Here is a 14,441-nt window from a genome sequence, read left to right as displayed (position 1 = left end):
GCGGGACGACGATGGCGGCCCCCCGTCCGATCCGAGCGCGGACGCTGGATGACGCGGGCCGGCTCGCCGGCGTCGATCTCGCGCGGGGCCTGGCCGTCTTCGGGATGTTCGCCGCGCACCTGCTGGTGACCCCGCACTTCGATGCGGCGCAGCCTGCGACCTGGGTCGATCTCGTCAACGGGCGGTCCTCGATCCTGTTCGCGACGCTCGCGGGGGTCTCGATCGCTCTGATGAGCGGCGCGCGGGCGAGCGCGGGCAGCAGCCCCGCGTCGGGCCGGACGCTCGTCGTCGCACGGCGCCGACTGGTCGTGCGGGCGGTGATCCTCTGGGGCATCGGGATGCTACTGAACGCGACGGGCGTGCCGGTCTACGTGATCCTGCCGGCGTACGGCATCCTCTTCCTCCTCGCGGTGCCGCTGCTGCGCCTGTCGGCATCGACCCTCTGGGTGCTCGCCGCCGTCGTCGGTGTCGGCGCGCCGTGGCTGCTGCCGCTCGCAGATCGGGTTCTCGTGGCCGCCGGGCCGGTCGGCGGCGATCTCGTTCTGCTGCTGGGCTGGCACTATCCCTTCCTCGTGTGGGCGGCCTTCCTGATCGCGGGGCTGGCCGCCGCACGCTCCGACTTGCGATCGGCGCGCACCCTCGTCGCGCTGGTCGTCGGTGGCGCGGCGTGCGCGATGGCCGCCGCCGCGGCATCCACGGTCATCGACCTGCCCGAGGACTCCTACCTCGCACGGGTGCTGGCCGACGGTGCCCACTCCGGCGGTGTGCTCGAGACGGTCGGGTCGGGCGGCTTCGCCCTGGCGGTCGTGGGCTTGTGCCTGCTGATCTGCCGCACGCCCGCGCGCATCGTGCTGCTGCCCGCGCGCGCCGTGGGATCGATGCCGCTCACCGCGTACGTCGGCCAGATCGTCGCGTGGGCCGTGTGGGCCTCCCTTGCCCTGGGCGACGTCGGCGACTTGTCGGGCTTTCGCGCCCTGCAGCCGTTCTGGCCGTTCGTCGGCGCGACGCTCGTGTTCTGCACCGCGTGGGCCCTCGTCGTCGGTCGGGGCCCCCTGGAACGCGCCCTGGCATACGCCACCCGCGCGGTCATCCGCGGTTGAGCCGTTCATCCGTCCCCTCCCGCCGCATCTGCAGCGGCGACACGACCCCACGGGACGGATGAACGGCGAAGCTCGCCGCGAGCCAACGCTGCGGCGATCTTCGCGGCAGCGGGCGCAGCGTCCCGATGCAGGTCTGCGGCCGTCAGGCGCACGACCTCCCATCCCGCGGCCACGCAGGCCGCGTGCTTCTCGATGTCGCGCTGCCATTGCTTCGGCGATCGGCGGTGGTGATCGCCCTCGTACTCCACGAGGACGCCGTGGTCCGGGAAAGCCAGTTCGGTGAAGCCGATGGGTCTGCCGTCCACGCCGAACACGTCGACGTCGAGGAGAGGCTCGGGTAGCTGCCGCCGCACGCACGCGAGACGTATCCGCGTCTCCGGTGGCGAGGCCGCCCCGACCCGGATCAGCCCCAGCGCCGCGCGCAGTCGCGCAGCACCGACGCGGCGGCCGGCCTCCATCGCCTCCACCAGGTCGTCACGCGCCGCCAAGGCGTCAGCGGGCGTACCGCGATGCATCCCCCGTCGCCGCGGGATGTGCACGACGGCGTCGCCCAGCTCGACGAGCTCGCCCACCGACAGCAGCGGAGCCAGCTGCACCCACACCGATGCCGGCGCGGCCACGCGCAACCCGCGCCGCACGCCGGTCCTCGTGAGCTCGGCGCGCAGCTGATGACCCCGCACCCCCACGCCCTTCGGTGCTCGCCGCTCGCCGAGCACGGCGACGTCGATCGCTTCGGCGCCGCGACGCAGCAGCCGCAGCGGAAGCGGCAGATCCCAGATCACCGCCGCCGTGACGTGGGTGTACAGGATGCCGGGGACCGCCCGGGCCGCATACGCGCGCGCCGCCCGCTGGATCGTCAGCCGCAGCCGCGCATTCTCGTTCGCACCGGGCGACGCGTCGTCGTCCACCGCAGCCGCGGACTCCGCCGGAGGCCGCGATCGCACGCCCCGGAACGGCGAGGCCAGATCGCGCGCGCGGAGCCGGCGCGGCGATACCCCGGCATCCTGCGTCTGCGCGACGGAGAACGACTCCGGAAGGCTGTCGGGCAGCGGCGACGGGCGACGACTCATCATCGCAGCGTGGCGCGCCTCCTCGCGCGCGACGGGTCGGGCGGCGGCATCTGTGCATACGTGAGCAGCGGGGCGGTGTGGGGAGGGGTCCGCGGCTCGCTCATCCGTCTCGTCTGGTCGCATCGGATGCCGCGATGCGACGCGTCGGGACGGATGAACGTGCTGCGGCGGGCTCTGCGCCGTGCGGAGCGCACCGGGCGGAGCGTCGGCGCGGTGCTCGCTAGGCTGGTGCGGTGAGCGAAACGACACCGCACGGCACGAACGACGGCGCACTCTGGGGGGCGCGCTTCGCGTCGGGGCCCTCACCGGAGCTTGCGACCCTCAGCCGTTCCACGCACTTCGATTGGGTGCTCGCGCTCTACGACATCGCCGGTTCGCACGCGCACGCCGCGGCGCTCGCCGCCGCCGGGTACCTCACCGCCGACGAAGAGGCGCGGATGCACGCGGGGCTCGATGCCCTCGCGGCGGCGGTCGCCGACGGCTCACTGGTCGCCCAGCCGACGGATGAGGACGTGCACGGCGCGCTGGAAGCCGCCCTCATCGCCGAGATCGGTCCGGCGCTCGGCGGCAAGCTCCGCGCGGGTCGGAGCCGCAACGATCAGATCGCCACCCTCGTGCGGCTGTACCTGCTCGACCACGCCCGCGTGATCGCCCGCGATCTCCTGCGTGTCGTCGATGCCATCGTGTCGCAGGCCGAGGCGCACGCCGAGGCGATCATGCCGGGGCGCACCCACCTGCAGCACGCGCAGCCGATCCTGCTGGCCCACCACCTGCAGGCCCACGGCTGGCCCCTCGTTCGTGATCTCGAGCGGCTCCGTGACTGGGCGGCGCGGGCGTCGGTCTCGCCCTACGGCGGGGGAGCGCTCGCCGGTGCGACCCTCGGCCTCGACCCCCAGCTGGTCGCCGACCGGCTCGGACTCGCCCGTCCGGCGGAGAACTCCCTCGACGGCACGAGTTCGCGTGACGTGGTCGCCGAGTTCGCCTTCATCGCGGCCATGATCGGTGTGGATCTCTCGCGTTTCGCGGAAGACATCATCATCTGGAACACCCGCGAGTTCGGCTTCGTCACGCTCGACGACGGCTACTCCACGGGCTCCAGCATCATGCCGCAGAAGAAGAACCCCGACATCGCCGAGCTCGCTCGCGGCAAGGCGGGACGCCTGATCGGCAACCTGTCTGGTCTTCTGGCGACGCTGAAGGCGCTGCCGCTGGCCTACAACCGCGATCTGCAGGAGGACAAGGAGCCGGTCTTCGACTCGGTCCTCACGCTCGAGACGGTGCTGCCCGCGTTCGCCGGCATGGTGGCGACGATGCGTTTCGACACGGCGCGCATGGCCGCCCTCGCCCCGGCCGGATTCTCGCTGGCCACCGACGTGGCCGAGTGGCTCGTGAAGCAGGGCGTGCCGTTCCGTGACGCACACGAGATCTCCGGGTCGCTCGTGCGCGCGTGCGAGGAGCGCGGAATCGGACTCGAGGATGCCGATGACGCTCTGCTCGCGGAGGTGTCGACGCATCTGACCCCGAACGTCCGCGAGGTGCTGACGATCGAGGGGTCGGTCGCGAGCCGCACCGGCGCCGGAGGCACGGCGGGTGTCCGCGTGGCGGAGCAGCGCGCCGAGCTCATCGCCCGCTCGCAGAGTGCCGCACGCGCACTGATCGATCTGGAATAGCAGTAATATACTGATATTTCCTGGATATCAGCGATATGCTTCTTTTCATGAGTGTCGCTGTGATCGCCGACATCGTCGGATCGCGTGGTCTTCCCGATCGGGCTGCCGCCCAACGTGCTCTGGAAGAGGCGATCGCCCGCGTCGAGCGGGACGTGCCCCTGGCGGAGCGACAGCTCACCGCGACGGTGGGTGACGAGCTGCAGGGCGTTTACCCCTCTCTGGATGCCGCCATGGCGGCCCTGCTGCTGATTCGGCTCGCGCTGCCCGACGACCTCGACTGTCGTTTCGGCATCGGGATCGGAGCGCACAGCGACGTCCCCTCCCGCGTAGGGACGCTCGCCGAGGGGCCGGGGTGGTGGGCTGCGCGGGAAGCGATCGATGCCATCCACGCCGCGCAGGCGCGCACGATCCCGGGCGCGCGCACCTGGGTCGTCGCCGATGCTGGAACCGTCGTCGACGTCCGGGTGGCCAACGCCTACCTCCTCGCGCGGGACCAGCTGGTGACCGCCATGACGCCGCGCACCCGCCGGCTTGCCTATGGGCGGATCCTCGGGGCGACGCAGGCGGAGCTCGCGGCCGCGGAGGGCATCACCCAGTCGGCGGTCTCTCAAGCCCTCGGGGTCGCGGGGGTCGCCGCCCTCGTCGAGGGGTACACGCAACTGCGCGCCGACCCGGCACCGTCATCCGACGTGTGAGCCCCCGGCTCACGTCACCAGACCGCGAGCCAGACGACTCCCGCGACGGCGCACGCCCACAGCAGGCTCGCCATCGTGCCGACGATGAATCTCTCGCGTGCGGCCGGTGTGGCCAGCTCCGTGAATCGTCCGACGCCCTTGAGCGCCACGACGATGGCGACCGCTCCGGGAAAGCCGGCGAGGATGCCGAGGGCCGCGCACGCCCGCTCGAGGTAGCCGATCGTCGTGCCGCCGCGCAGGATCTCCTCCTCGTGGACGGCATCGGTATCGCGGCCGGACATCATCTCGACGAGGATGCCGCCGCGCGGGCCCTCTGTCGTCCGGCCGCCATCGGCGACCGACAGCACCCAGCGCGTGAACGGGTTGCCGCCGACGATCGCCAGCGCGGTGCCGAGGATCGCCAGCGCAGCGGCGGCCAGGACGGGCAGGTGCGCCGGCAGGATGCTGAGCGTGACGAGTGCGAGCACGACGATCGCCGCTGCGGCGATCAGCACCGGGCCTCGCGGACGCCGAAGCGAGATCACGACGAGGATCAGGGCCGCGCACAGCGCGATGAACAGCACGATCACGCCGATCAGCGTGACGATCGCCGGGGTGTCGGGATCCATGCCGTCAGTCTCGCACGGGGCCCTGACGTCGCCGCGGCGGCGCGGACGCGAGCCCCATCGGTGCGATCGGGGCGCGGCATCCGTCGCTGATAACCTGGGGCGCGTGTCTGAAACCGTCTCCGTGAGTGCTTCCGCGCCCGCGCGTGCGCTGGCCCCTGCCAACGACCCTTCGTTCGAGAACGTCTGGGACGAGATCGTCTGGCGGGGCCTGGTTCACGTGTCCACCGACCAGACCGCTCTGCGCGATCTGCTGGCCGGCGAGCCCATCACGTATTACTGCGGCTTCGACCCGACGGCACCGAGCCTGCACCTGGGAAACCTCGTGCAGCTGCTGCTGATGCGCCGTCTGCAGCTGGCCGGTCACCGTCCCCTCGGTCTCGTCGGCGGATCGACGGGCCTGATCGGCGACCCCCGGCCGACGGCGGAGCGCACGCTCAACACGAAGGACACGGTCGCCGAGTGGGTGGGCAACCTCCGCGCCCAGGTCGAGCGGTACCTGAGCTTCGAGGGCGACAACGCCGCGCGCATGGTGAACAACCTCGACTGGACGGCGCCGATGAGCGCCATCGACTTCCTGCGCGAGATCGGCAAATACTACCGCGTCGGCACGATGCTGAAGAAGGATGCCGTCGCCGCGCGGTTGAACTCCGAAGCGGGCATCAGCTACACCGAGTTCAGCTACCAGATCCTGCAGGGGATGGACTACCTCGAGCTGCATCGCCAGTACGGCTGCGTGCTGCAGACCGGCGGGTCCGACCAGTGGGGAAACCTCACCAGCGGCACCGACCTCATCCACCGCGTCGAAGGTGTGTCGGTGCACGCGATCGGCACGCCCCTGATCACCAACAGCGACGGCACGAAGTTCGGCAAGAGCGAGGGCAATGCCATCTGGCTGGATGCCGAGATGTGCAGCCCCTACCGGATGTACCAGTTCTGGTTGAACACCGACGACGCCGACGTCGTCGAGCGACTGAAGATCTTCACCTTCCTGACGCGCGCAGAGATCGAGCAGTACGAGGAGACGGTCGCCGCGGAGCCGTTCCGTCGTGCCGCGCAGAAGCGTCTCGCGCTCGAGGTGACGACGACCGTGCACGGGCCGGAGGCTACGGCCGCGGTGATCGCGGCATCCGAGGCCCTCTTCGGTGCCGGCGATCTCGGTGCCCTGGATGCCGCCACGCTGCGCACCGCGTTGGAGGAGCTGCCGCACGCGACGATCCCGGCCGGCACCACGGTCGCGCAGGCACTGGTGGAGACGGGACTGTGCGCGAGTCTCGGCGAGGCGCGCCGCTCGATCGCGCAGGGCGGGGTCAGCCTCGACGGGGTCAAGGTCGATGACGAGTCCACCGCGATCGCGGGTGCGCTGCCCGGCGGGGTGGCCGTGCTCCGCCGCGGCAAGAAGACCCTCGCGGGGCTCTTCGTCGCTCCTGCGGCCTGACCGGGCCCGACACCGCGCCGGAGGTCGCATGCCGTTCACTGTCTCGCACGCCGTGGTGGCGCTGCCGTTCGTGCGGTCGCCGCTGCTTCCGGCGGCGATTGCGATCGGCGCGATGACGCCCGACCTGCCGCTCTTCGTGCGTGGCACGCTGGTGTCGTACCAGCTCACCCATACGAACCTCGTGGTCTCGACCCTGATCGCCGCCGCTCTGACGGCGCTGTGGTACCTGCTGCTGCGTCCCGCGGTGCGTGCACTGTCGCCGTCGTGGCTCGCGGCGCGGTTGCCGGTGGAGTGGGATCGCGTCGGCGTGCCGCCCTGGTGGGGCCGCCGAGCGCCCGCGGTCTCCGTTCTTCTCGCAGCGCTCTCGCTGCTACTGGGGGTGGCAACGCACATCGCGTGGGACGCGTTCACGCACGAGGGGCGGTGGGGCACCCAGCTGTTCCCCGCGCTCGACGAGCAGTGGGGGCCGCTCCTGGGGCTCAAGTGGCTGCAGTACGGCTCCACCGCGTTCGGGTTGATCGTGCTCGCTCTCGCCGCCGCGCTGTGGCTGCGTCGACGCCGTGCGGAGCCGGCGACGACCGGCATCCCGCCGATCGTTCGGTATCTGTGGTGGCTCTCGCTGCCGCTCGTGCTGCTGGCGGCGTGGATCCTCGGCCTCGCCGTCTATGGTCCCCTCACGCCCGAATGGACGGTGCGCCACCTGGCGTACCGTGTGCTTCCGCCCGCCTGCGCCCTCTGGGGTGCGGCCACCCTCGTTCTCTGCGCCGTCATCACGGTTCGCCGCCGTCGCGCGGCGTGACGCGTTGCGCGTCACCGCGGTAATGTGAACGTGCACATCGAAGGCGAGGGCACCGTGTCGGCTGGCGAGGAGAAAGCGCGCAGCGCGAGCATCCGCGACGTCGCGCGCGCCGCCGACGTCTCGTATCAGACCGTCTCGCGCGTGCTGAACGGCCACGCGTCGATCCGGCCCGAGACCAAGCAGCGGGTGCTCGACGCCATGGCCGACCTGCGATATCGGCCGAACCAGGCGGCGCGTGCCCTCGTGACCAGCAGGTCGCAGACTCTCGGGGTCGTGCTGGGCTCGCGGGGCGAGTACGGTCCGTCATCCAGCCTCGCGGCTCTCGAGGATGCCGCGCGCGAACGTGGCTACTGGGTGAACTCCGCCTATCTGCGCGATACGCGCCCCGAGACGATCGCCGCCGCCGTCGAGCATCTGCGTCGGCAGTCGGTCGAGGGCATCATCGTGCACGCTCCGCAGGTGCGGGTGTTCGACGTGCTCGCCGAACTCGATGTCGACATCCCCTACCTCGGGCTCCACAGCGCCGAGCGGGGGATCGCGGAACTCGCCGAGGATCAGGTGCGCGGCGGCATGCTCGCCACCGAGCATCTGATCTCGCTGGGACACACCGAGATCGTGCACGTGGCGGGTCCGCAGGATTGGATCGAGGCGGAGAGCCGCATGCAGGGCTACCTGCGGGCTCTGTCGGACGCTGATCTGCCGACCCGCCCCCCGATCCTCGGCGATTGGACCGCCGACTTCGGCTACCGCGCCGCCGTGGAGCTGTCGCGCCGTCTGGACTTCACCGCGGTGTTCGCCGCCAATGACGCCATGGCGCTCGGGATGATCCACGGTTTCCGTGATCTCGGCATCGATGTCCCGCGCCAGGTGAGTATCGTCGGCTTCGACGACATCCCCCTCGCCGCGCATGCGTGGCCGCCCCTGACGACCGTCCATCAGCAGTTCGCCGGGCTGGGCGAGCGCGCGATGGCGGCGCTGCTGCGTGCCATCGGAGAGCCGGACGTGCCGACGGATGCCGTGAGCGGCATGAATCTGGAGCCCTCGCTCGTGGTGCGGGAGTCGTGTGCCGTCGCCCTCACGGCGAAAAGATGACGCTTCGATAACGGCGCCCTTCCGCGATTGACAACCCCGGTCGGAGGGTGCACGATGTTCAAGCGATGTGAACGGTCACATTGGGCTTCGGAACGAAGCCCGCTCAACGAAGACAAGCTGACGACGAGGAGGTCGCGCACCATGCCGGATGCAGTGCCGATCCTGGAGATGCGCTCCATCACCAAGGAGTTCCCGGGTGTGAAAGCGCTCAGCGACGTGTCGATCACCGTCGCCGCGGGCGAAGTCCACGCCATCTGCGGCGAGAACGGTGCCGGGAAGTCCACGCTCATGAAGGTGCTCTCCGGGGTCTACCCGTACGGCACCTACAGCGGCGACATCTGGTACCGCGGCGAGGTCGTCCAGTTCAAGGACATCCGCGCGAGCGAGAACGCCGGCATCGCGATCATCCACCAGGAGCTCGCGCTGATCCCCGAGCTCTCGATCACGGAGAACCTCTTCCTCGGCAACGAGATCCAGCGCGGCGGCGTCATCGACTGGAGCACCGCGCGTCTGCGCGCCGTCGACCTGCTGGCGCGGGTGGGGCTGCGCGACGACCCCGACACGCAGGTCAAGCATCTCGGCGTCGGCAAGCAGCAGCTCGTCGAGATCGCGAAGGCTCTCGCGAAGGACGTCAAGCTCCTCATCCTCGACGAGCCCACCGCAGCGCTGAACGAGGACGACTCGCAGCACCTGCTCGATCTGATCCTGTCCCTCAAGGGCAAGGGAATCTCCTCGATCATCATCAGTCACAAGCTCAACGAGATCGAGCAGATCGCCGATTCCATCACGATCATCCGCGACGGCCGCACGGTCGAGACGCTCAATGTCGCGACGGGCGCGGTGGACGAGGACCGCATCATCCGCGGCATGGTGGGTCGCTCTCTGGAGAGCCGCTTCCCCGACCGGACGCCGCACATCGGCGAGGTCTTCTTCGAGGTGCGCGACTGGACGGTGCGCCACCCCCAGATCCCCGAGCGCCTCGTCGCCAAGCATTCCAACCTCTACGTCCGTCGGGGTGAGATCGTCGGCATCGCCGGACTCATGGGTGCGGGACGCACCGAGCTGGCGATGAGCCTGTTCGGCCGTTCCTACGGCACGTACGAGTCGGGACAGATCCTCATCGACGGCAAGGAAGTCTCGATCAAGGACGTCCAGTCCGCGATCGACCACGGCATGGCCTACGTGAGTGAGGACCGCAAGGTGCTCGGGCTGAACCTCCTCGACACGATCAAGCGCTCGATCGTCGCCGCGAAGCTGAAGAAGATCGCGCGCAACGGCGTCATCGACCCCTACGCCGAGAACGACATCGCCGACGACTACCGCAAGAAGCTGCGCATCAAGACGCCCAGCGTCGACGTCGGCGTCTCGAAGCTGTCGGGCGGCAACCAGCAGAAGGTCGTGTTGGCGAAGTGGATGTTCACCGACCCCGAACTGCTGATCCTCGACGAGCCGACGCGCGGGATCGACGTCGGCGCGAAGTACGAGATCTACGCGATCATCCAGCAGCTGGCGGCGCAGGGCAAGGGCGTGATCCTCATCTCGAGCGAGCTGCCGGAACTGCTCGGCATCTCCGACCGCATCTACACGATCTTCGAGGGGCAGATCACCGATGACCTGCCCGTCGCCGACGCAACCCCCGAGAACCTCATGCGCAGCATGACCTCCGCACGACAGAAGGCACAACGATGAGCACCGAGACGGTACCCACCAAGCGTTCAGGCGGCATCTCCGACCTGAAGAAGATGTTCGGCGGGGGCACATCGTCCCTGCGACAGTTCGGCATCCTGGCGTCGCTGATCGCCATCATCCTGATCTTCCAGATCTGGACCGGCGGCACGACGCTCTCTCCCCAGAACCTCATCAACGTCGTCAGCCAGCAGTCCTACATCCTGATCCTCGCGATCGGCATGGTGATGGTCATCATCATGGGACACATCGACCTGTCCGTCGGGTCGGTCGCCGCCTTCGTCGGCATCATCGTGGCGCAGTCGATGAGCGAGTGGAACATGCCCTGGCCCGTGGCGATCCTCATCGGGCTCGTCGTCGGCGCGCTCGTGGGCGCGTGGCAGGGGTTCTGGGTCGCGTATGTCGGAGTGCCGGCGTTCATCGTGACGCTCGCGGGCATGCTGATCTTCCGCGGTGGCAACCAGTGGATCGGGCAGTCGACCACCACGCCGGTGCCGCCGGAGTACAGCTACATCGGTTCGGGCTACCTGCCCGAACTTCCGATCGCCGTCGATTTCAACGTGCTCACGATGCTCCTCGGCCTCGTCGGCGTGGCGTGGATCGTCTACAACGAGTGGCGTCTGCGGCGTCAGCAGGCCAAGATCGGTGCGGACTCCGCTCCGGTCTGGGTGTCGGGCGTGAAGGTCGTCATCCTCTCGGCCGCGATCCTCTGGGCGGCGTGGCTGTTCGCCACGGGACGCCCGGGCACGAGCTTCCCGATCTCCGGCGTGATCCTGCTGGTGCTGGTCGTGATCTACTCGTTCGTCACCAACCGCACGGTGTTCGGCCGTCACATCTACGCGGTCGGCGGCAACCGCCTCGCGGCGGCGCTGTCGGGCATCAAGGACCGCCGCGTCGACTTCTTCGTCATGATGAACATGTCGGTGCTCGCCGCCGTCGCCGGAATGATCTACGTCGGGCGTGCCACGGCATCCGGCCCGCAGGACGGCAACGGCTGGGAGCTCGACGCGATCGCGGCCGTGTTCATCGGTGGCGCCGCGGTCTCCGGCGGCATCGGCACGGTCATCGGCTCGATCATCGGCGGGCTCGTCATGGCCTTCCTCAACAACGGTCTGCAGTTGATCGGCGCCCAGGCCGACGCGATCCAGATCACCAAGGGCCTCGTGCTCCTGTTCGCCGTCGCCATCGACGTCATCAGCAAGCGTCGCGGCGGTCCTTCCATCATCGGTCTGCTCCTGCGCCGTCGCGACAAGAGTGCAGCCGTGATCACAGACGTCCCCGCCGTCATCCCGACGTCGGGCACGAACGAGTCGAGCCAGCCGGCCGACCTCCCCAAGGTGTAGGTCCGGGAACGACTCGCCTCACCCTCACCAGAGAAAGTGATGAATCAATGAAGAGAATCGCTCTTGCGGCAGCCTCACTGGCCGCCGTCACGGCACTCGCGCTCACGGGCTGCTCGAGCTCCGGGCGCGGCGGCGACGCGACCGCATCGGCGGGGGCCGCCGCCGGCTTCGCCGCGGACGCCTCGATCGGCATTGCACTTCCCGACAAGACGTCGGAGAACTGGGTGCTCGCCGGTGACCTGTTCAAGAACGGCCTCGAGCAGGCCGGGTTCAAGGCCGACGTGCAGTACGCGCCGGCATCCAACACGGTCGCCGAGCAGCAGAACCAGATCTCCTCGATGATCACCAACGGCGCCAAGGTCATCGTCATCGGTGCCAAGGACGGCAAGCAGCTCGGCACGCAGCTGCAGCAGGCGGCGGATGCCGGTGTCACGGTGATCGCCTACGACCGCCTCATCGAGAACACGCCGAACGTGAACTACTACGTCGCGTTCGACAACTTCAAGGTCGGCGAGCTGCAGGGTCAGGCCCTCCTCGACGGTCTGCAGAAGCGTTCGGGCCACGGCGCGCCGTGGAACATCGAGCTGTTCTCCGGCTCGCCCGACGACGCCAACTCGGCGGTCTTCTTCAACGGCGCCATGAAGGTGCTGCAGCCGAAGATCGACGACGGCACGCTGAAGGTCGTGTCGGGCCAGACCGCCATCCAGCAGACGGCGACGCAGGGCTGGAAGGCCGAGAACGCGCAGAGCCGGATGGACTCGCTGCTCACGGCCAACTACACCTCGGCGACCATCGACGGCGTGCTCTCGCCGAACGACACGCTGGCTCGCGCCATCATCACCTCGGTGAAGCAGGCCGGCAAGAACATCTCGCAGTTCACCGTCACCGGTCAGGACTCCGAGGCCGAGTCGGTCAAGTCGATCATGGCGGGGGAGCAGTACTCCACCATCAACAAGGACACCTCGCTCCTCGTCGCCCAGACGATCAAGATGATCCAGTCGCTCCAGAAGGGTGAGACGCCCGAGGTCAACGACACCACGCAGTACAACAACGGTGTCAAGGTCGTCCCGGCCTACCTGCTGCCGCCGGTCATCGTCACCAAGGAGAACGCGGCCGAGGCCTACGCCAACAGCCCCAAGCTCCTGGACATCGTGAAGGCCGCCCAGTAAGCGACCCGCACGCCCACGACGGCCCCCGTTCTTCGGAGCGGGGGCCGTCGCTGTCTCAGCGGGGGAGCCAGACCGGGGCGCTGGAGCCCCACGGCTGCGGTGGCCGGAACCCCGTCGGTGCCCCCGCGTAGGCCACGGCCGGCCCCGCGGTGACGACATCGTGGCCGCCGACGGTGAAGTGCTGCAGGAACCGATCGGGGTCGACCGGTTCGGCGAGGTCCCCGCCCGCATCGCGCGGCATCCCGAGCAACTCCGCTGCGACGCGTCGGAGGGACGTCTCGACGAGCCAGCTTCCTCCGACCTCGCCGCGACGGCGCAGTGCCGTGAGCACTGCGGCGGCCAGCGCATAGCCTGCCGTGTGATCCAGCGCCTGGGCGGGGAGCGCGCCCGGGGTGCGGCCGTCGGCGGACTCGATCCAGGCGATGCCGGACGCCGCCTGCACGAGGCTGTCGAAGCCGCGTCCGCCCGCGGCACCCCACGCACTGAGTCGGGCCACGATCATGCCGGGATGCCGCGCGCACAGCGCACGGGGTTCCAGGCCCAGTCGCGAGAGCGCATCTGGGCGGTAGCCGAGAACCACGATGTCGGCGGTGGCGAGAAGGCCGTCAAAGCGTCGGCGATCGGCGTCGGCATCGAGATCGAGCAGGGTGCTGCGCTTGCCGTGACCGGTGTCCAGATGCTGAACGGCGATCTCGGGTATCCGAGGGGAATCGACGCGGAGCACGTCGGCACCGAGAAGAGCCAGTGTCCGCGTCGCCACCGGCCCGGCGATGACGCGCGTGAGATCGAGGACGCGCACGCCGCGAAGGGGAGCCGAGGCATCGGCGACCGTCGCCTCGAGCGGGCTGTCCGCCATGCGGCGCACGGTGGCCAGCGGCGACGCGCGCAGCCGCTCGTCCGTCTCGGGATCCTCGCGTCGCACCTCGACGCACAGGCCGCCTTCCCGCGTGATGATCTCGACGGCCTCCCGGGTGGGCAACGCACGCAATCGCGCTCCCACGCGATTCGGGTCGTCGCCGTCCTGCGGCGCATCGAGCAGGCCGAGCGCGCGGCGCAGAGCACGCTCGTGGTGCGGGTAGTTCGCATGCGTGCGCACCCACCCGTCCCTGGTGCGGAAGAACCCCGACAACGGGGCGAAGCCGATGCCCGGCTGCCCCTCCCATCGGAACCACCGCTCGCTCGTGTACGCGACGGTGACCGCTTCGGCATCGACCGCCGCGGGAGGAGTACCAGCAAGAGCCGCCGTCTCCGCGCCGACCCAGCCGACGGCGCGTGTGGCAAGCGTGCCGACGGGCAACCGTGCGCGCAGCGAGCGAGGTTCCATGAGGGGAGCCTACGACCGGATACAGCGCGCGACACGCCCGGGATGTGGGTGTGATTTGCTGGTTGGTGGTGTGCCGCGTAAGTTATTACTTGTTCGCCCCACAGGGAAGAGCGAAGGGCCGGAAGGCCTCGCCCCCTCAAGCGGAGAACCGAACCCCATCCCAAACCTCTCGGTAGAGAGAACAGGACTTATGGTCTAGGATGGAAACCTCCCTCCTGCACTCCGTTTCATACGGACGACGGCGGTGGGTGTCGGCAGTCGCGAGAGCGATACTGCCTGCGTGACGAGTCTGTCACTCCTGTCATGTTCCTCCGGGTCCATGACGGGCGAGACATCTTGTCCGCGAAGAGAAGTCGCCCCGCGATGAAGGCTGAGAGGCCGGAGCACGGGAGCGTCCGATCCTTGAGAACTCAACAGCGTGCACTTGTCAAATGCCAAATTACCTCGTCC

General features: G+C 69.3%; 12 protein-coding genes. 9 read left to right on the top strand and 3 right to left on the bottom strand.

Features of this window, described 5'->3' with window-relative positions; genetic code table 11:
- The first annotated feature begins 11 nt into the window (after positions 1–11).
- Complete coding sequence (locus tag AS96_RS06385; protein ID WP_036287138.1) at positions 12–1,100, top strand: DUF418 domain-containing protein; 1,089 nt, start codon at positions 12–14, stop codon at positions 1,098–1,100.
- Positions 1,101–1,105: 5 nt separating this feature from the next.
- On the opposite strand, the gene AS96_RS06380 is transcribed toward AS96_RS06385, so the two are convergent.
- Positions 1,106–2,170: a hypothetical protein gene (locus tag AS96_RS06380; protein ID WP_231477139.1), complete on the bottom strand. Its 1,065-nt coding sequence runs from the start codon at positions 2,168–2,170 to the stop codon at positions 1,106–1,108.
- 233 nt (positions 2,171–2,403) lie between these two features.
- On the opposite strand from AS96_RS06380, the gene argH reads away from it, so the two are divergent.
- Together argH and AS96_RS06365 are read left to right on the top strand one after the other, a co-directional pair.
- Entirely contained in the window at positions 2,404–3,840 is a 1,437-nt protein-coding gene (argH, locus tag AS96_RS06370; protein ID WP_036287129.1) for an argininosuccinate lyase, read from the top strand.
- 47 nt (positions 3,841–3,887) lie between these two features.
- Complete coding sequence (locus tag AS96_RS06365) at positions 3,888–4,535, top strand: SatD family protein (RefSeq protein WP_036287278.1); 648 nt, start codon at positions 3,888–3,890, stop codon at positions 4,533–4,535.
- 14 nt (positions 4,536–4,549) lie between these two features.
- Here the strand turns inward: AS96_RS06365 and AS96_RS06360 are convergent, their stop codons facing one another.
- Complete coding sequence (locus AS96_RS06360; protein WP_036287126.1) at positions 4,550–5,143, bottom strand: hypothetical protein; 594 nt, start codon at positions 5,141–5,143, stop codon at positions 4,550–4,552.
- Between the two features lie 103 nt (positions 5,144–5,246).
- Here AS96_RS06360 and tyrS point away from each other — a divergent pair, with 103 nt between their 5' ends.
- The 6 genes from tyrS to AS96_RS06330 all read left to right on the top strand — a co-directional run bounded on the left by tyrS (position 5,247) and on the right by AS96_RS06330 (position 12,667).
- Positions 5,247–6,578: a tyrosine--tRNA ligase gene (gene tyrS / locus AS96_RS06355; protein WP_036287124.1), complete on the top strand. Its 1,332-nt coding sequence runs from the start codon at positions 5,247–5,249 to the stop codon at positions 6,576–6,578.
- A 28-nt stretch (positions 6,579–6,606) separates the two neighbouring features.
- Complete coding sequence (locus AS96_RS06350) at positions 6,607–7,377, top strand: DUF4184 family protein (RefSeq protein ID WP_036287121.1); 771 nt, start codon at positions 6,607–6,609, stop codon at positions 7,375–7,377.
- Positions 7,378–7,401: 24 nt separating this feature from the next.
- Positions 7,402–8,469, top strand: a complete 1,068-nt coding sequence (locus AS96_RS06345; protein WP_051498777.1) for a LacI family DNA-binding transcriptional regulator — start codon at positions 7,402–7,404, stop codon at positions 8,467–8,469.
- 141 nt (positions 8,470–8,610) lie between these two features.
- Positions 8,611–10,158, top strand: coding sequence for a multiple monosaccharide ABC transporter ATP-binding protein (mmsA, locus tag AS96_RS06340; protein WP_005048976.1), 1,548 nt, complete (start codon positions 8,611–8,613; stop codon positions 10,156–10,158).
- Entirely contained in the window at positions 10,155–11,498 is a 1,344-nt protein-coding gene (gene mmsB, locus AS96_RS06335; RefSeq protein ID WP_005048979.1) for a multiple monosaccharide ABC transporter permease, read from the top strand. Before mmsA ends, mmsB begins: the two co-directional genes overlap by 4 nt.
- 47 nt (positions 11,499–11,545) lie before the next feature.
- Entirely contained in the window at positions 11,546–12,667 is a 1,122-nt protein-coding gene (locus AS96_RS06330) for a substrate-binding domain-containing protein (RefSeq protein WP_005048981.1), read from the top strand.
- Positions 12,668–12,722: 55 nt separating this feature from the next.
- Here AS96_RS06330 and AS96_RS06325 read toward each other — a convergent pair whose 3' ends face one another.
- Positions 12,723–13,991 (bottom strand): CoA transferase, encoded by a 1,269-nt coding sequence (locus AS96_RS06325; protein ID WP_036287117.1) that lies wholly within the window; start codon positions 13,989–13,991, stop codon positions 12,723–12,725.
- Positions 13,992–14,441: the final 450 nt, after the last annotated feature.

Origin of the sequence: Microbacterium sp. MRS-1, from assembly GCF_000585455.1 — a bacterium.
In the GTDB taxonomy this organism is placed as follows: domain Bacteria; phylum Actinomycetota; class Actinomycetes; order Actinomycetales; family Microbacteriaceae; genus Microbacterium; species Microbacterium laevaniformans.
The sequence above is the reverse complement of the archived record's forward strand: the minus strand, read 5'-3'. Positions and strand labels throughout refer to the sequence as shown.